This window comes from Polynucleobacter sp. AP-Sving-400A-A2 (assembly GCF_018688155.1).
GTDB lineage: Bacteria > Pseudomonadota > Gammaproteobacteria > Burkholderiales > Burkholderiaceae > Polynucleobacter.
Window position 1 is genome coordinate 240,670 of sequence record NZ_CP061312.1, and the last position, 16,604, is coordinate 257,273.

The following is a 16,604-nucleotide window of genomic DNA, read 5'->3' on the forward strand; positions in this document are numbered from 1 at the left end:
TTTGATCTATGGCTGATGCAAAAGTCATTTTATTTTCTGACTCGTCTATCAATATTGGTGGTCAAGAGTTGCAAGCGTTGCAGCAAATGCGCTCGCTCAATGCATTGGGGTTTCAAACAATTTTGCTATGTAAACCTATGAGTGCAATATCTGCTCGTGCCAAAAGTGAAGGCTTGGATGTAATTGAGATTCGCTTTCGGAATGCCTTTCATATTCCGAGTTTGCTGCAGCTATTCCGCTTGGCCAAGGAGAAAAAGCCCATCGCGATGTTTTGTCATGGCAGCCATGACGCATTAATTTCTGCGCTAGTAGGTATGGTGCAAGTGCTGCTTGGTCGTAAGCGTATTCCTATTTTTCGAGTAAAAACTTTTCAGCATGGTTACCCGCTATCGTTTGCCTATAACTATCTTTTCTCTGGAACGGTAATTCCTAGTAAGTACCTGCGCTCACGGTTTTTGGCTAATCCTGCTATCAACCCTCAGAAGCTAAAGGTTGTTTATCCGGGCATTGATTTTTCAGCGCTGGATTGCTCGACTGATCAGCTGCCAGATTATGTTTTGAATTGGCTAGATACTCACCCGGGCCCAGTGATATCGCACGGAGCAATTCTGAGGAGTGAAAAAGGGCACAGCACGATTTTGAAGGCTCTCGTTGAGGTTAAAAAGACGATCCCAGATGTGCGCTATTTAATCGCGGGAGAGGGGCAAGATAAGCCGCTATTGGAAGCCGAGATTGCAGCGCTTGGTCTAGATGAAAATGTATTGTTAACGGGGATATTAAAAAAGATCGCGCCATTACTCGGGAAGAGTGATTTAGCTGTTTTTCCTTCTTTAGTTGAGCCTCTGGGAATGTTTCAGATTGAAGCGCAATATTTAGAGGTGCCGACTATTGCAAGTAAGGTGGGTGGCATTCCAGAAACGATGCTAAATCAAGAGACTGGCCTGATGATTGAGGCTGGCAATGTTGAGCAGTGGGCTAAGGCCATCATCTGGATGCTATCGAATACTGACCATGCAAAGCAGATGGCAAAAGCAGGAAAAAAGATGGTTGTGGAGAAATTCTCTCTTAATTCAAATACCAAAAGCCTGATTAGCTTGTTTGAAAAAGCTTAATTAAATCCACTCAAAGGCATTATTTTTTCTGAGTCCATGTATGGACATGCCATGCTCTTTGACTTCATTTCGGCTCGCTTCTGCTTGGTGCTTTTTAGCTTGAATCTTGGCTAACTTTCTTTGCATCCAGCTCTGATTTAGCAGTTTGTAGTTGTAGCGATTCGCTAAACCATCTTTTTCTGCGAGCCCTCTTTCTTGTTTCATGGCAGTTTGGGTAATCGAGCCAAAGTGATGCAACCAAGATGCACCAGTAATCGCGGTTTGAATATTCGACTTCTTGAGCTCATTGAAGAACAAGGTATCTTCATAGCCGAGGAGTTTGGGGATAGGTTGAAAATAACCCACATCCATCCACACCGAGTTATGAATAGCAAGGCACACCGCATGCTTACTACCAAAACGATGTACATCCTTCATTTCTGCTGCAGCTTTTAGATTGAACGCTTCAAAGTCATAGTCCAGTGGCCCTTCAATTAATGCTGGGCTAATGACTTTGAGATGATTAGATTCTGCAGCGTGAATGAGGTTCTCAATCCACAGGGGTGATACGAGAACATCATTGTTCATGATGATGCTCCATTCGCTTTGGAGTGCGAGCGCCCCTTGATTCCAAGCCGTCCCACATCCCAAGTTAGTGGAGTTGAAGATTCTTCCACCCAAAGGCAGTGTCGAGAGATAGTCGCGCGTTCCGTCAGTCGAGTAGTTATCCACCACTACGAGTCGATCTAATGGGGTGCCATGCTTCACCATGCTATCAATGCACATTTTTGTGTATTCAACGGAGTTGTAGCAGGCAAATGTCAGGCTATATTTATTAGGATTCACGATTTGATGGTGGTAATGTTTTGTTAAAATGTGCTTATAAGCTGAAATTCAGGGTTGCAGGGGGGTTTAATCTGAACTAAAGAATACCTTCAGCTATCCTTATCGTATTACATTTCGCACTTCATTTATTGGTTAATCATGATTTTAATAACGGGCGGTGCAGGTTTTATTGGTAGCAACTTTGCCTTAGATTGGCTTGCTGATCCACAGGCTGAAGGGCTCATTAATCTCGATAAGCTGACCTATGCCGGCAACCTAGCCAATTTAGCGACCCTGAAGGACGATCCCCGCCATATTTTTGTTCATGGGGATATTGGCGATAAAGAGTTGGTCGCCAGCTTGTTAAAAGAGTATCAGCCCCGTGCCATTGTCAATTTTGCTGCTGAGAGTCATGTAGATCGATCTATTCATGGCCCTGCAGAGTTTGTGCAAACCAATATTCTGGGTACCTTCAACTTACTGGAGTGCGCAAGAGCATATTGGAGTGGCTTGGATGAGTCTGCTAAGAAGGCATTTCGCTTTCACCATGTCTCTACTGATGAAGTCTACGGGTCTTTATCCTCTACTGATCCGGCTTTTACTGAAAAGAATGCTTACGAACCCAATAGCCCTTATTCTGCATCTAAGGCAGCATCAGATCATTTAGTGCGCGCTTGGTTCCATACCTATGGTTTTCCGGTTGTTACTACTAATTGCTCCAATAACTATGGCCCATATCACTTCCCAGAGAAGTTGATTCCGCTGGTAATTCTCAATGCCTTGAACAGCAAGCCCCTGCCAATTTATGGCGATGGTCAGCAGATTCGGGATTGGCTTTATGTTGGAGATCATTGCTCCGCCATTCGTGAGGTGTTGGCTCAAGGCGTATTGGGTGAGACCTACAACATTGGTGGCTGGAATGAAAAAGCCAATATTGATGTCGTAAAAACGATCTGTACGATTTTGGATGAACTAAAGCCACGTGCCGATAACAAGTCCTATGCAGAGCAAATTACGTTTGTTACAGACCGCCCTGGCCATGATCGTCGCTATGCGATTGATGCCAGCAAGGTAGAGCGCGAGTTAGGCTGGCGGCCTGCAGAGACATTTGATACAGGGATTCGTAAGACAGTACAGTGGTATTTGAACAATCCAGCCTGGGTAGAAGGTGTTGTTAGCGGTAGCTATCGTGACTGGTTACAGAAGCAGTACAGCTGAACTGCACAAGTCTCCAATGAATATCCTCATATTTGGTAAAGATGGGCAGTTAGGTAAAGCGTTTCAAGTTTTATTAGATTCGCTAATACCCACTTTGGCGGAGAAGCCTCATGTTCAATACGTTGGACGCGCTGAATGTAATTTATCGGATGCTGCTCAATTAAATTTCCACTTAAATCAATTTCATCCTCAGTTAATTATTAATGCCTCAGCGTATACCGCTGTTGATAAGGCGGAGATTGAACCGGAATTAGCATTTGCAGTGAATGCAACAGCTCCTGAGTTGATGGCTCAATATGCGGTGCAGCATGGAGCTACTTTTTTACATTACTCCACAGATTATGTTTTTGATGGCGAGAAATATGGCTTTTATCTAGAGGATGACATGCGCAATCCTCTCGGTGTTTATGGCAAGAGTAAGGCAGCTGGGGAAGAAGCCATTACTAAAGCATTTGCAACTAGTCCCTCGGGAAGCGCGGGTCAATACGCGATTTTTAGAACGAGCTGGGTGTATGGAGATGGCGGTAATTTCATTCGTACGATTTTGCGTTTGGCAAAAGACCGAGATGAGCTGAAGGTGATTGAAGATCAATATGGCGTTCCCACCAGTGCTCAGTGGCTCGCGCAAGTGAGTTTAGGTTTGGCAATGGATGCAAAAGGACAGTTGAGAGCATTCCCGTCCGGCATCTATCACGCCGTTCCAGCCGGTGAGACGAGCTGGTATGGTTTAGCCTGCTGGGCTGTTCAAGCCGCTTTAGATGCTGGGGTGTCGTTGAAGACGCCTCCCCACGCTATTAAGCCAATTCCTGCGGTGGAGTACCCTTTGCCAGCCCCACGGCCCATGAATTCACGGATGTCGACAGATAAGCTCCGCAAGGTCTTAGAGGGTCAGGGCAATATGTCAAAATTGGAACTATTAAATCAGCCCTGGGATGGAGCCGTTCGTTCCTATGTCCACCATTTGGCTAAAGATGGATCTATCTAAAGAGAGCGCTATGGCAGTAAATCAGATGAATCGCAAAGGCATTATTTTGGCAGGAGGTTCTGGTACTCGTTTGTATCCAGTAACCCAAGCTGTCTCTAAACAGTTGATGCCTGTATATGACAAGCCGATGGTGTATTACCCATTAACCACCCTGATGCTTGCAGGTATTCGAGATATCTTATTAATCTCTACACCCCACGACACTCCGCGATTTGCGGAGTTGCTTGGGGATGGCTCGCAATGGGGTTTGAATATTGAATATTGCGTACAACCTTCGCCAGATGGTTTGGCACAAGCATTTACCTTAGGAAAAAACTTTGTTGGCAATAACCCAAGTGCTTTAGTGCTTGGCGACAATATTTTTTACGGTCATGAATTAGTTGATCAGCTTGATAGCGCTAATGCTCGTCATGATGGCGCAACTGTCTTTGCCTATCATGTCACTGATCCAGAGCGTTATGGTGTGGTGGAGTTTGACAAAGATTACAAAGCACTCTCTATTGAAGAGAAGCCATTAAAGCCGAGAAGTAGCTACGCAGTAACGGGGCTCTATTTTTACGATAATCAAGTGTGCGACATAGCTGCTTCAATTAAGCCTAGTGCCCGGGGTGAGTTAGAGATTACGGATGTTAATCGTGCCTATCTTGAAAAAAATGAATTGAGCGTAGAAATCATGGGCCGTGGTTTTGCATGGCTAGATACCGGAACGCATGATTCATTATTGGACGCTGCTGGTTTTATTGCCACACTACAAAAGCGCCAAGGCCTCATGGTGGCATGTCCTGAAGAGATTGCTTATCGTCAAGGTTGGATTAGCGTCGAAGATGTTCTTAAAGTTGCCGCTCAATTGAGCAAGAATAGCTACGGTCAATACCTTAGTAAGATTGTGAATGAGCTCAATACCTCCGCTCAACCCATTGCTTTATCTCACAAGAAGATGATTGGATGAGCGCAACTTCAAATCTATTGGTTACGCCGACAGCCATTCATGATGTGCTGATTATTGAGCCTAAAGTATTCGGTGATGAACGTGGTTGGTTTACTGAATCTTTTAATGCCCAAGACTTCTCCGCGACCACAGGTTTGAACGTCGATTTTGTACAAGACAATCATTCCTTCTCTCGACAATGGACTCTGCGTGGTTTGCACTATCAACTACAGCAGACTCAAGGTAAATTGGTGCGTGTTGTAGCTGGTAGCGTGTTTGATGTTGCTGTTGATATCCGAAAAGATTCGCCAAGCTACGGTAAGTGGGTAGGCATTGAGTTAAGTGCTCAAAACCACAAGCAAATGTGGATTCCATCTGGCTTAGCACACGGTTTTTTGGTGTTATCTGAGACTGCTGAGTTTCAATACAAAACTACTGATTACTATCATCCCCAAAGTGAAGTCTGCTTGGCATGGAATGATCCTAGTGTTGGCATTCAGTGGCCGATACCCCAGGAAGTAGCACCCAATATGAATGCTAAAGATTCAGCTGGCTTATCGTGGGATGCTGCCCCCAAGTTCTAATTGAATTTAGGTGCATTTTCAAAAGATAAGATAATGCTCGTATGAGCACCACCCCTAAAATCCTTTTGGTAAAACTCTCATCCCTAGGGGATATACTGCATAATTTGCCGATTGTCTGGGATCTGCGCGCGCGTCTACCTGATGCCCAAATTGATTGGGTTGTGGAAGAGGGATATGTTCATCTCCTAGAGCCCTTATTATCGCGTGATAGTTTTAGAGGAATCGATCGCATTATTCCTTGTGGACTTCGTCGCTGGAAGAAGAATCTTTTCAAATTGTCTTCTTGGAAAGAATTTTTCTCTTTTAGAGAAACACTTCAATCTACTTCCTACGATGTATTAATTGAAACCCAGGGCTTACTAAAGTCTGCCATCGTGTGCGCCTTGGCTAAGAAGACTTCAGGATCAGTAGTTGCTGGCCTTGCTAATGCTACTGAGTTTTCAGGCTACGAGCCTCTTGCAAGAGCGTTTTATAGCCAGTCAGTTCAAGTACCAACACTCTGTCATGCGGTGGACCGCTCACGTTGGCTTACTTGCTCTGCCTTCGATTGGCCTTTGAAAGAGCGAGCTAATGCGCCTGAGTTTTATCCCTCAGAATATATTGCAGGTATTTCAAAGAATGCCATCCCAGGCTTTAGGACTCCTTATGTCTTATGCTTTCATTCGACCGCTAGAGAATCTAAGCGTTGGTCTAATAGTCATTGGATTGAATTTGGCAATGCACTTTCTGCTCTTGGGTATCAGGTCGTTTTTCCATGGGGTAGCGCTTCAGAAAAAACTGTCAGTGAATTGCTTGCTGCGCAGATAGCCAACGCTTTTGTGCCGCAGGCGTTTTCCATTGAGGATGCATTCTCCGTAATTGCAGGTGCTGCGTTAACGGTAGGCGTGGATACTGGCTTGACCCATTTGGCGGCAGTGCTCGATAAGCCTACAGTAGAAATCTATTGCGACTCACCGCGCTGGAAAACTGAAGGCTATTGGTCTGAGCGAATTGCGAATGAGGGTGATATTCAGCATCCACCAAGAGTTCAAGAAGTTCTTGATGCCTCTCTGAGGCTTCTGCGGCAAGATTAAATCTCTAGTTATTTTTAATTATCAGCGCAGTAAGGCATTAATAGAAATCAGATCCTCATCTGATAGTGCGGCTGCATGGGCTTTAAGCCTCATCGCATTGAGAATGGTGTTGTAACGCGCCTGCTGTAGTTGTGAGCGGGTAGTAATGAGGGTGTCTAATGCAATGAGCACATCAATATTAATCAACGTCCCTACTTGAAATCCTAACTTGCTGGACTCTAGTGCGGAATTGGACGATCGCTCTGCTGCTTCATAGGCTTTGACACTAGCTAGGCCCCCATAAAATCCAGTAAAGGCAGTCCTCGTATTTTGGGCCGCAGTGCGCCGAGCATTATCGTAGTTAGCTTTGGCTGCATCGAGTAAGGCTGCATTCTGACGAATAACGGAGCTATTAAATCCTCCCGAAACTAGCGGGATTGTCATTTGCAAGGCAACAGTATTATTGTAAATATTGGTGTTTGTAGGAGTGTAGCTATTAGCGCTTCCATTTGCGGTGTTGTAGCCAGCTGTTCCAACAAAATTTACAGAAGGGTAATTGAGTGCTTGTGAGCCTCGGTAAGTACTCTCAGCAAGACTGATAGATAGTTGGCCTGCCAAAACATTAAAGTTTGCAGTCTCTGCTTGCTGGATCCAATCATCCAGAGTTTGGCCTTTTGGTAGTTGTGGGTTAACACTTTCCGCAATTGGAATGCCGCTACCATCTTTATTTTTTGAGCGAGGATCTTTTAAAACGCCATCAATCTTAGCTTCTTTAATCAATGGGCGTAGAGATCCTACTGGGCGCCCAGTGAGCTGTTCCAATACGCCACGTTTAACTACTAAATCAGCTTGAGCACCAATCTCTTGGGAGTTGGCAAGATCCAATGCTGCCTGTGCCGTATTGACATCAACGATGGTGGCTAGACCGGCATCAAATTTAGCTTGTGCGATCTCAAGCTGTTGCTTGATGAGGCTTTTCTTATTACGAAAAAGTTCTACGTTGTCTTGACTGGTGAGTGCATCAAAGTACGCTTGTGAGACTCTCAAGATCAGATCTTGTTGTGCCAAATAAAAACGCATGTCTGCAATTTTCGTATTGAGGTCACCTTGCTTAGAGGCCTCAAATGCCGCCACATTAAAAACGGGTTGTGTGAGGGTTACGGTATAACCCTTCTGATCAAAAACGCGAGAGTTAGCCGAGTAGCTTGTTAAGGCTGATCCATTGGTTGCATGTTGGTAGTATCTAGTTCCAATGGGTGCTGCGCTTGCTTGAGGCAACAAAAGAGATAAGCCTTGCCAATAGAGCTCTTTACTTGCCTGGTAGTTAAAACGTGCTGCGTTGAGGACCGGATCGCTAAATGCAGCTTCCTGATATAGACGAATGAGGTCTGAAGCCTGCCCGGCGGGGTTGGCTGCACCATTTCTATTGAGGTTTGAGGGTGCATCAGAAGTAGTTATAGCCTGCTTAGGGGTAAGCACCATTTGTGGGGGCATATCTAGCCCAATGAAGGCTTGAGAGCTCATTGGGGTAGGTAGAGATGGCTTTGCCCCATTTGCAGCCTGCGCAAAGGTGTTGGTCGACGCCGCACTGAGTCCGAGTGCTTGGCACAAGATTAAACCTAGGATGTTGGGTTGCGAGAGACGAAAACGGGCTGGGGTCATCTAATTTAATTACTTTTTATGTGCCATGAAGTTTAAGGCTTATTTCAGTAAAACGCCTTAATTGAACCTCATTTTGCCAAATCCTCTGTAAGGCTTCATCTATCTATAAAATCAGGACTATGGATCTAATTTTGCTAGGTAAAGCAGTAATACTGGGGGTTGTCGAGGGCTTAACGGAGTTTTTGCCAATTTCTAGTACTGGGCATCTAATTTTGGTTGGTGATTTGCTCGACTTCAATGATGAGCGTGGGAAGGCCTTCGAGGTCATTATTCAGTTTGGTGCCATTTTGGCGGTGTGCTGGGAGTTCCGAGAAAAGCTCTGGAAGGTGGCCTCCACTATCAAAACAAGTTCGATCTCTCGCCGTTTTGTAATGAACCTACTCATTGCCTCGATTCCGGCGATGGGCTTAGCCTTCCTATTTGGTAAGTATATTAAGGCTGTGTTGTTTGCCCCCATTCCGGTTGCTAGCGCTTTTATCGTAGGGGCACTCGTAATCTTTTGGGCTGAGAAACGTCAGAAAACAGTCGCCGCGAGTAAAAACCCCATTCAGTCGGTAGATGAGCTCACCCCTTTAGATGCATTGAAGGTGGGCCTAGCGCAGTGCGCTGCTTTAATACCAGGCACCTCCCGCTCCGGAGCAACCATTATTGGCGGGATGTTATTTGGTTTACCACGCGCAGTTGCTACGGAGTTTTCATTCTTCTTGGCTATTCCGGTTATTGGCGGGGCTACTGCCTATGAGTTGCTGAAGCTTTGGAAGAGCCCCATCTCTTTATCTGGGGACTTTACTTGGGCAATTGTTGTTGGCTTTATCGCTGCTTTTGTATCTGCTTTCATATGCGTACGTTGGCTGATTCGCTATGTGGCTGGACACAACTTTATTCCTTTTGCTTGGTATCGAATCATTTTTGGTGTACTGGTGTTACTGAGCGCATACACCGGATTAGTTGCTTGGTCACATTAAGATAGCTCTTATCAATATTAATAAAGGTCGACTGGAAAACTAATGGATGTATCAATAGATGCAATTACGAACAATATTCAATTGGCTCTCGCCCCAGTATTTTTATTGACTGCAGTTGCTACTTTGATTAATGCGATCTCTGCTCGTTTAGCGCGTTCAGTCGATCGTATGCGCGCTATTCAGCACCGTATTCAGGAGGGCAGCATTCAGGATCAAGTCATGCTGGCCCACATGATGAAAGAGGCTAATGAAGCAAAGGTTCGGGGTCGTCTTTGTACTGCCGCCATTTTCTTTGACGTATTAAGTGGCGTATTTATTTCACTTACCGTACTAGAGCTATTCTTCTTTCAGGCGGGCGCAGTTCGATCATTGCAAGCAACTTACGTTATTTGGACTTTTGTACTTGGCCTTGTCTCCTTTATGACTTCGCTCTCAATTGTATTGGCTGAGGTGGTTTATGCCTATCGTTCGGCTGGTTGGAATACGCCTTTCCCAAAATAAATCTTTTAAAGATAAGTATTTCGTGAATATCACAAGAACAGATCGTATTCGCTCCTTTGTCCTGCGTGCGGGCCGAACTACCGGTGGACAGCAACGTGCTATTGATGAGCTGGGGCCCCAATTTTTGATTCCGTTTCAGGAATCTGTTTTAGATTTGCCACAAGCATTTAATGGATCATCACATCCCAAGATTTTAGAGATTGGTTTTGGTATGGGTGAGACCACTGCCAAAATTGCTGCCTTGCGTTCCTACGATGATTTCTTGGCAATTGAGGTGCATCCTCCCGGCGTAGGTGCTTTGCTGAAATTGATTGGTGAGAATCATCTGACTAATTTGCGTTTGATTCGTCATGATGCCGTTGAGGTTCTAGAAAAAATGCTTGCCTCTAATTCTTTAGATGGCATCCACATTTATTTTGCAGATCCTTGGCATAAGAAGCGCCATCACAAGCGCAGGTTAATTCAAGCGGAGTTCGTCAAGCTATTGGTTTCTCGTTTAAAGCCCGGAGCCTATTTGCACCTGGCAACAGATTGGCATAATTATGCGGAGCAAATGTTGTTGGTCTTAAATGCACAGCCTGACTTAGAAAATACTTCCAACGAGAAGATCAGTGTTGAAACTTTTGCAAAGACTGATGTTGCCAGTGAGATTGAGCTTGCTAAAGAATCCTTTAAGGAATTCAAGCCCACCCTCGAACAGCTTGATGCCAAACATTCTGGATATGTAGAGAGGCCTGCGTATAGGCCGATCACTAAGTTCGAAAACCGCGGGATTAAGTTAGGTCACGGAGTGTGGGACTTGGTTTATAGAAAGAATTAAAACCAATCACTAAGAGCGAGACCTCAGCTATTTGCTTAACCAGCCTGAATTTCAGTACTACGCAACTGTTGGGCTAGGAGATCTAATACGCCATTGACGTATTTATGGCCATCAGTGCCACCAAAAGTTTTCGCTAATTCAACCGCTTCATTAATAGCCACTTTGTAGGGAACGGCCAAATCAATAGCCAGTTCGTATGTGCCAATCAGAAGGGCGGCATGCTCTACAGGGGATAGTTCATTAATAGGTCGATCGAGGGCTGGGGTAATGATGCCCTCAAGTTCGTCAGTGCGTTCTAGTACGCCATTAAAAATACCCTGAAACAAATCGTGTTGACAACGGCGAAAGCCAGGATCTTCGGCTAACTGTTTGGCGATTGCCGCAGCATTCGGAAGGCTACCTGCACGGCGCATGACCAGGCTTTGGTAAACACCTTGTAAAGCATACTCACGGGCACGACGACGTGGGGTGAGTGAGCGCTTAGGTGCGCTTGGCACACTGGGTGCGCCTGATGCTGCCTGTGGGCTAGATACGTTTTTATTCATCTTGGGAATTACTCTTCTGAAGGATTGATTTCAAAATCAATGTCGGGAGTAAGTGCTAAAGCTAGATTGGCCATTTCAACAACTGCTCTTGCGCAATCGGCACCCTTTATTTGAACGCGAACCTGGGCTTGCTCATCCGTCTCACAGGTGAGAACACCATTGGCGATCGGTAACCCAGACTCAAGGCAAACACGGGTAATACCAGCACCAGATTCATTTGATACGAGTTCAAAGTGATACGTTTCACCACGGATGATGGCGCCTAGAGCAACCAAGCCGTCGAACTCGCCTGTTTCAGCTAGCTTTTGCAGCGCAAAGGGGATTTCAAGTGCGCCTGGTACGGTGACTAGTTTGATATCGCTTTGGGAGACGCCCAGCTTGATTAACTCTTCAATGCAAGCGGTAGTCAGCGCAACACAATGCTCTTCATTAAAACGCGCTTGCACAATACCTATGCGCAGGTCTTGGCCATTCAGATCGGAGGCTAGAACGCCCACTGCTGATTCGTCATTGCTTGTATTCATATTATTTTCTGAAATTACTTATTGATTGGATTCAAATGGGGTGTAGCCAGTTACTTCAAGCTTATATCCGGAAAGGCTGGGCACTGGAATAGGGTTGGCGAGTAAACGCATTTTGCCAACGCCGATATCTTTGAGGATTTGTGCGCCAATACCATAGCTACGAAAATCAGTTTTGCGAGCGAGTGGCTTTACTGCAGCTTCAGCATGGGTGCCATTCAATTTATGAAATTGAGCCAACCAGTCTCCATCATTAGGGGCTGCAATGCCAGAAGCATTAAGTAAAACTGCCACGCCAGAGGGTGCCGCTGCTATCTTTTGCAAAGCCTGGGCCAAAGGCCAAGAGTGCGTGCTGACGTTCGAGTCCAAGAAATCCAATACGGTGACTGGCTCATGAACGCGGACTAAGGTCTCTTCGGTCTCTGAGGGTTTGCCATGAACTAGTGCCAAGTGAATGCACGAACTTGGCGTATCGCGATAAATGATTCCCTGAAACTTACCCCAAGGAGTAGTGAATTCACGTTCACCCTCGCGCACCACAATACTCTCGTGTTGGCTACGGTATTGAATTAGGTCGGCAATACTGCCAATCTTTAATTGATGTTCTTTTGCAAACTCGAGCAAGTCTGGTAGTCGCGCCATACTGCCATCATCTTTCATGATCTCGCAAATAACGGCAGTAGGAGAGCAACCAGCTAATGCAGCTAAATCACATCCAGCCTCAGTATGACCAGAGCGAATTAATACGCCACCGGGTTGCGCCATCAATGGAAATATATGGCCTGGCTGAACTAGATCATTAGGCTTCGCATTTGCGGCAACTGCGGTCTTAATCGTGTGGGCACGATCTGCTGCTGAAATACCAGTAGTAACACCATTGGCTGCCTCAATCGAAACAGTGAAATTGGTGCCCATCGAGGTACCGTTGTCTCTCACCATCAAGGGTAGGTTAATTTGTTGGCAGCGCTCACGCGTTAAAGTCAGGCAAATTAAGCCACGACCATGTTTGGCCATGAAATTCACCGCCTCTGGAGTGACGTGGTCGGCAGCAAGCACTAAATCACCTTCATTCTCGCGATCTTCTTCATCGACCAGAATGACCATCTTGCCGGCTTTGAGCTCAGCAACGATTTCTTCTGTGGTGGCGAGGTTATTTTGCATAGCCTTCTATTTTAAGCTGAGGAGGGGGTTTCGGGCTTCAGCTGGGATTGTTTGGCCAATATTGGAGCAATATCCAGTTTTTCTGACAGTGGGTACCCATGAAAGGCCTATTTTTACAACCTTCATCTCGAGAAAATGGTATGTGCACTATCGAATTCAAAAATCCCCAAGCCATTTTGATTTAAATCGAGCATCTAATGGATTCATCTTATTGGAGGTTCTGGTAGCTATGAGTCTAGTTGCAAGTAGTTGGATTAGCTTGAGCAATACCTACCAAGGGATGATTTTGCGCTTAGGTCAGCTTCAGGAGAAAAGGGCAGAGCTCAGAAAAGAGATGGACAGGCATGAGCTCGCGATATTGACTGCTGCGCAATTAAATAACTCAAACCAAATTTCACGAAAGTTAGCGGATGAATCTATTGGAGTGTCTCGTCGGCCTCGCCCTATCCCTAGTCTTGGTCGCGCCACTCATAAAAAATAGCGGTGAGTTCATCACCAAACAAATTCAGTATGAAAAATCACAGTCTCTGACTGCAGAAGCAGATCGTGCACTGGAATTAATCGGGCGCGCTATTCGGATAGCTGGTTATCAAAATGCTCATTCAGCAATTGCATCTATAAGAAAAAATACTGCTTCGATCGATTACCTTCAAATTCAGAAAAACAATGGATATCGAGGTTCCGATTCACTAGTGGTGAAACAGGAGATTTCTCAAGGGATTGACTTTGATTGCATTGGTAATGCCTTGTCAAAAGAGCGCACTAAAAAAAATCTAGCGCAGCAAGGATTTTTAGTGGATCGACAAGCATCTGCACCGAAAGGAGTAAAGGTCAATGGCGGTTCTCTGATCTGCCAATCACTCGATCGTCAGGGGCGCATCCAAAACACAACCTTAATGAATGGCATTCATCATCTTTCCTTTGAAGAGCTTCCGGCTAGTATCGGCAAGGCCTTCAAGATCAAGCTGGAGATGACTGATGGCACCTCCATTCACCAAAGGTTTGAGCGAATATTTACCACTCGTAATCTACTGTGAATCTACTATGATGATTGCTTGGGTCTTATCACTACTCACGCTACTCTCTATACTGGTCATGCAGTTGGAGCGCTCAGCCGCACTTGAAGTCATGAGTATCAATACTTATTTAGAAGCTCAGAAGAGATTTATCGCTGCAGAAAAAGCTCTTCTTGAATGTGAGCAACATCTTTCTAATATCACCGTCTTAGCAAATCCTAATTGTCATATAGAGTCAGTCGGAAAAAATCTTTGGTTGATATCTAGTAAATCAAATCCTAAATTAGAGACCCTCATATTTTTGGATGAAAAAACCAATATCGCTACACGATTAAATTGGCGACAGAACTTTGAATAAGCAGGAATATGGTTATAGCTTGTTAGAGTTGATGGCTGTTGTGTTGATCATTGCCATCATTGCAATATCGACATTACCTCTATTACATGAGCAAATGGCCGCTCGAGAAATTGACATCATTGCCAGACGTTTTATTGCGCATGCACAATTTGCAAGAGCTCAAGCATTTGTATTGGGCGTGCCTGTACGTATCACTCCGTTAAATGGAGGTCTGTGGGAAGAGGGCTGGGTGGTTAAAAATGTTTGTGATGAGCGCCAGCCAAAATCAACTTGCACTGAGAAGCACTGGATTTCTCAAGGTAATCTTGGGCAGGTATATTTCAAAGGTGGGGGTCAGCAGTTTATCGATCCTCACACAACCAAGAGGGGTATTTTGTTTAATGCTGCCGGTGCTGCCAAAACAGCCCAAGGTGGGTTTGTAGCAAATCGTCTGATATTGGGTCACAACCGAGATTCTGGGCTCGAGAGGCATCTCATACTTGGCAGCGGGGGTCGCTGGAGAATTTGTAATCCGACTCAGGACCCCAAAGCCTGTAAGTAGGGCGGGTAAATTTGCCGCTTTTGCCCACAATCGGTTTTAATAGACCCATGTACACCGCAGTCGACCATCAATTTATGAGCCAGGCCTTAGCCGAGGCTCAAAACGCCCTTTATTTATCTAACCCCAACCCACGGGTTGGGTGCGTCATCGTGAAAGATGGGATTGTGATTGGGCGTGGACACACCCAAAGAGTGGGCGGACCTCATGCGGAAGTTCAGGCGTTGGCTGATGTAAAGGCCAATGGTTTTGATGCTGCTGGATCAACGATTTATGTCACCTTAGAGCCCTGTAACCACATTGGTAGAACGCCGCCTTGTGTCGATGCCTTAATTGCAGCCAAGCCAACTTTGGTGATTATGGCAATGTCAGATCCCAACCCCTTGGTTAGTGGCAAAGGACTTGAGCGATTAAAGGCTGCGGGCATTGATGTGCGTTGTGGTTTATTGGAGTCTGAAGCCCAAGCATTGAATCAGGGATTTATTTCTAGGATGACTCAAGGTTTGCCTTGGGTTCGTATGAAGATTGCTGCCAGCTTAGACGGTAAGACGGCTTTACCAAATGGCCAAAGCCAATGGATTACCGGTCCTTTAGCTCGGGCAGATGGCCATCATTGGCGTGCTCAAGCCTGCGCCATATTGACTGGGGTAGGTACTGTCAAAGAAGATGATCCAAGTCTTGATGTACGGGATGTCAAAACCGAACGCCAGCCTTGGAGAATTATTGTGGACTCCAAGCTCGAGACGCCTCTGAATGCGAAGGTGCTGAGTAAGCCCCAAGCATCCGGTGTCATTTTGGTTTGCGCTTCATTAGATTCTCAGGAGAGTCAAGCTAAGGCAAAAGAATTTAAGGCTCTGGGTGTTGAAGTCCTTGCGATGGCTAACGCTAATGGCAAGGTAGATTTGCCAAAACTCTTTGCGTATTTAGCAAAAGAGCGCCACATGAATGAAATCCATGTCGAGGCTGGATTTAAGCTCAATGGATCCTTGCTGAGAGAAGCTTGTGTTGATGAGCTCTTGCTCTATTACGCTCCCTTCTTCATGGGTGAGGGCATTGGAATGGCCAATATCTCCTCATTAACAAATTTAGACCAAGGTCAAGATTGGCAAATCATCGATCAAACTCTGTTTGGCTCCGATCTTCGTTTGCGTCTAAACAAGAAATAGCATTTCAAGAAAATTACAAAACTCCTATTTAAGATCTCACTATGTTTACTGGAATTATTACGGCAGTTGGCCAAATCAAAAGCGCTCAGGCTAAGGGCGATGGTCTGCAATTAGTCATTGAAGTGCCTTCTGGGTATCTCGATGATGTTGCATTGGGTGACAGTATTGCGATTCAGGGTGCTTGTATGACAGCCACTGAATTGACTGACACTACTTTCGCTTTAGATATCTCGCGTGAGTCTTTGAACAAGACGATTGGCTTGGATAAAGTGGGGCCAGTGAACTTGGAAAAAGCCTTGCGATTAAATGATCGCCTAGGTGGTCATTTGGTGAGCGGGCATGTGGATGGTGTTGGCAAAGTGTTGCACTTTGCAACTGTTGCTGAGGATGCTTATGGTTCTTGGCTTCTGCAAATTGAAGCCCCGAAGACGTTGGCCCCATTCTTAGCGTACAAGGGATCAATTGTTGTTAATGGCGTTTCCTTAACGGTCAATAAAACGCAAGATCGTCAAGACGCTTGCTTAGTAGATATCAACATCATTCCCCATACACTCGAGAACACGACCTTGGGTAAGCTAAAGCAGGATGATGTTGTGAATCTAGAGGTAGATTTAATTGCGCGTTATGTTGCGCGCATGATGGAAACGCAAGCTCAGTAAGCTTGTAGA

General features: G+C 45.4%; 20 protein-coding genes. 15 read left to right on the plus strand and 5 right to left on the minus strand.

Annotated elements, in window-relative coordinates:
• The first annotated feature begins 8 nt into the window (after positions 1 to 8).
• Positions 9 to 1,112 carry a glycosyltransferase family 4 protein gene (locus tag C2758_RS01285; protein WP_215328784.1) on the plus strand — a complete coding sequence of 368 codons (1,104 nt, stop codon included), beginning with the start codon at positions 9 to 11 and terminating at the stop codon, positions 1,110 to 1,112.
• Here the strand turns inward: C2758_RS01285 and C2758_RS01290 are convergent, their stop codons facing one another.
• Positions 1,113 to 1,937: a glycosyltransferase family 2 protein gene (locus C2758_RS01290; RefSeq protein ID WP_215328790.1), complete on the minus strand. Its 825-nt coding sequence runs from the start codon at positions 1,935 to 1,937 to the stop codon at positions 1,113 to 1,115. It abuts the gene before it with no gap.
• 138 nt (positions 1,938 to 2,075) lie between these two features.
• Here C2758_RS01290 and rfbB point away from each other — a divergent pair, with 138 nt between their 5' ends.
• Genes rfbB through waaC form a run of 5 tightly spaced genes read left to right on the plus strand, consistent with a single transcriptional unit; the run spans position 2,076 to position 6,704 of the window.
• Complete coding sequence (gene rfbB / locus C2758_RS01295) at positions 2,076 to 3,134, plus strand: dTDP-glucose 4,6-dehydratase (protein ID WP_215328792.1); 1,059 nt, start codon at positions 2,076 to 2,078, stop codon at positions 3,132 to 3,134.
• Positions 3,135 to 3,150: 16 nt separating this feature from the next.
• Positions 3,151 to 4,119, plus strand: a complete 969-nt coding sequence (gene rfbD / locus C2758_RS01300; RefSeq protein ID WP_215328793.1) for a dTDP-4-dehydrorhamnose reductase — start codon at positions 3,151 to 3,153, stop codon at positions 4,117 to 4,119.
• 25 nt (positions 4,120 to 4,144) lie between these two features.
• Positions 4,145 to 5,068, plus strand: a complete 924-nt coding sequence (gene rfbA / locus C2758_RS01305) for a glucose-1-phosphate thymidylyltransferase RfbA (RefSeq protein WP_215330010.1) — start codon at positions 4,145 to 4,147, stop codon at positions 5,066 to 5,068.
• Positions 5,065 to 5,631, plus strand: a complete 567-nt coding sequence (gene rfbC, locus C2758_RS01310) for a dTDP-4-dehydrorhamnose 3,5-epimerase (RefSeq protein ID WP_215328794.1) — start codon at positions 5,065 to 5,067, stop codon at positions 5,629 to 5,631. The genes rfbA and rfbC overlap by 4 nt, the downstream gene beginning before the upstream one ends.
• A 41-nt stretch (positions 5,632 to 5,672) precedes the next feature.
• Positions 5,673 to 6,704, plus strand: coding sequence for a lipopolysaccharide heptosyltransferase I (gene waaC, locus C2758_RS01315; RefSeq protein ID WP_215328795.1), 1,032 nt, complete (start codon positions 5,673 to 5,675; stop codon positions 6,702 to 6,704).
• Positions 6,705 to 6,725: 21 nt separating this feature from the next.
• On the opposite strand, the gene C2758_RS01320 is transcribed toward waaC, so the two are convergent.
• Complete coding sequence (locus C2758_RS01320; RefSeq protein ID WP_215328796.1) at positions 6,726 to 8,345, minus strand: TolC family protein; 1,620 nt, start codon at positions 8,343 to 8,345, stop codon at positions 6,726 to 6,728.
• Between the two features lie 119 nt (positions 8,346 to 8,464).
• Between C2758_RS01320 and C2758_RS01325 the strand changes: the two genes are divergently transcribed.
• Genes C2758_RS01325 through trmB form a run of 3 tightly spaced genes read left to right on the plus strand, consistent with a single transcriptional unit; the run spans position 8,465 to position 10,631 of the window.
• Entirely contained in the window at positions 8,465 to 9,310 is an 846-nt protein-coding gene (locus tag C2758_RS01325) for an undecaprenyl-diphosphate phosphatase (RefSeq protein WP_215328797.1), read from the plus strand.
• Positions 9,311 to 9,352: 42 nt separating this feature from the next.
• Positions 9,353 to 9,811: a DUF2721 domain-containing protein gene (locus tag C2758_RS01330; protein WP_215328798.1), complete on the plus strand. Its 459-nt coding sequence runs from the start codon at positions 9,353 to 9,355 to the stop codon at positions 9,809 to 9,811.
• A gap of 22 nt (positions 9,812 to 9,833) precedes the next feature.
• Complete coding sequence (gene trmB / locus C2758_RS01335) at positions 9,834 to 10,631, plus strand: tRNA (guanosine(46)-N7)-methyltransferase TrmB (RefSeq protein WP_251369221.1); 798 nt, start codon at positions 9,834 to 9,836, stop codon at positions 10,629 to 10,631.
• A 35-nt stretch (positions 10,632 to 10,666) separates the two neighbouring features.
• On the opposite strand, the gene nusB is transcribed toward trmB, so the two are convergent.
• From nusB to ribBA, 3 genes are read right to left on the minus strand one after another with little or no spacing between them, the layout of a single operon-like run.
• The gene (gene nusB / locus C2758_RS01340) at positions 10,667 to 11,176 is read right to left on the minus strand and encodes a transcription antitermination factor NusB (protein WP_215328800.1); all 510 of its coding nucleotides are present in this window, start codon (positions 11,174 to 11,176) and stop codon (positions 10,667 to 10,669) included.
• 8 nt (positions 11,177 to 11,184) lie between these two features.
• On the minus strand, positions 11,185 to 11,700 hold the full coding sequence (gene ribH / locus C2758_RS01345) for a 6,7-dimethyl-8-ribityllumazine synthase (RefSeq protein ID WP_215328801.1): 516 nt from the start codon (positions 11,698 to 11,700) through the stop codon (positions 11,185 to 11,187).
• Positions 11,701 to 11,718: 18 nt separating this feature from the next.
• Entirely contained in the window at positions 11,719 to 12,858 is a 1,140-nt protein-coding gene (gene ribBA / locus C2758_RS01350; RefSeq protein WP_215328802.1) for a bifunctional 3,4-dihydroxy-2-butanone-4-phosphate synthase/GTP cyclohydrolase II, read from the minus strand.
• A 229-nt stretch (positions 12,859 to 13,087) separates the two neighbouring features.
• Between ribBA and C2758_RS01355 the strand changes: the two genes are divergently transcribed.
• Genes C2758_RS01355 through C2758_RS01380 form a run of 6 tightly spaced genes read left to right on the plus strand, consistent with a single transcriptional unit; the run spans position 13,088 to position 16,595 of the window.
• Positions 13,088 to 13,339, plus strand: a complete 252-nt coding sequence (locus tag C2758_RS01355) for a hypothetical protein (protein WP_215328803.1) — start codon at positions 13,088 to 13,090, stop codon at positions 13,337 to 13,339.
• Positions 13,269 to 13,895: a hypothetical protein gene (locus C2758_RS01360; protein ID WP_215328804.1), complete on the plus strand. Its 627-nt coding sequence runs from the start codon at positions 13,269 to 13,271 to the stop codon at positions 13,893 to 13,895. Before C2758_RS01355 ends, C2758_RS01360 begins: the two co-directional genes overlap by 71 nt.
• A 7-nt stretch (positions 13,896 to 13,902) precedes the next feature.
• Positions 13,903 to 14,232 (plus strand): hypothetical protein, encoded by a 330-nt coding sequence (locus tag C2758_RS01365; protein WP_215328805.1) that lies wholly within the window; start codon positions 13,903 to 13,905, stop codon positions 14,230 to 14,232.
• A complete protein-coding gene (locus C2758_RS01370) occupies positions 14,225 to 14,773 on the plus strand; it encodes a GspH/FimT family protein (protein ID WP_251369222.1) in 549 nt (182 codons plus the stop codon). Before C2758_RS01365 ends, C2758_RS01370 begins: the two co-directional genes overlap by 8 nt.
• A gap of 47 nt (positions 14,774 to 14,820) precedes the next feature.
• The gene (gene ribD, locus C2758_RS01375) at positions 14,821 to 15,936 is read left to right on the plus strand and encodes a bifunctional diaminohydroxyphosphoribosylaminopyrimidine deaminase/5-amino-6-(5-phosphoribosylamino)uracil reductase RibD (protein ID WP_215328806.1); all 1,116 of its coding nucleotides are present in this window, start codon (positions 14,821 to 14,823) and stop codon (positions 15,934 to 15,936) included.
• 41 nt (positions 15,937 to 15,977) lie between these two features.
• Positions 15,978 to 16,595 carry a riboflavin synthase gene (locus tag C2758_RS01380; protein ID WP_215328807.1) on the plus strand — a complete coding sequence of 206 codons (618 nt, stop codon included), beginning with the start codon at positions 15,978 to 15,980 and terminating at the stop codon, positions 16,593 to 16,595.
• The last annotated feature ends 9 nt before the right edge of the window (positions 16,596 to 16,604 follow it).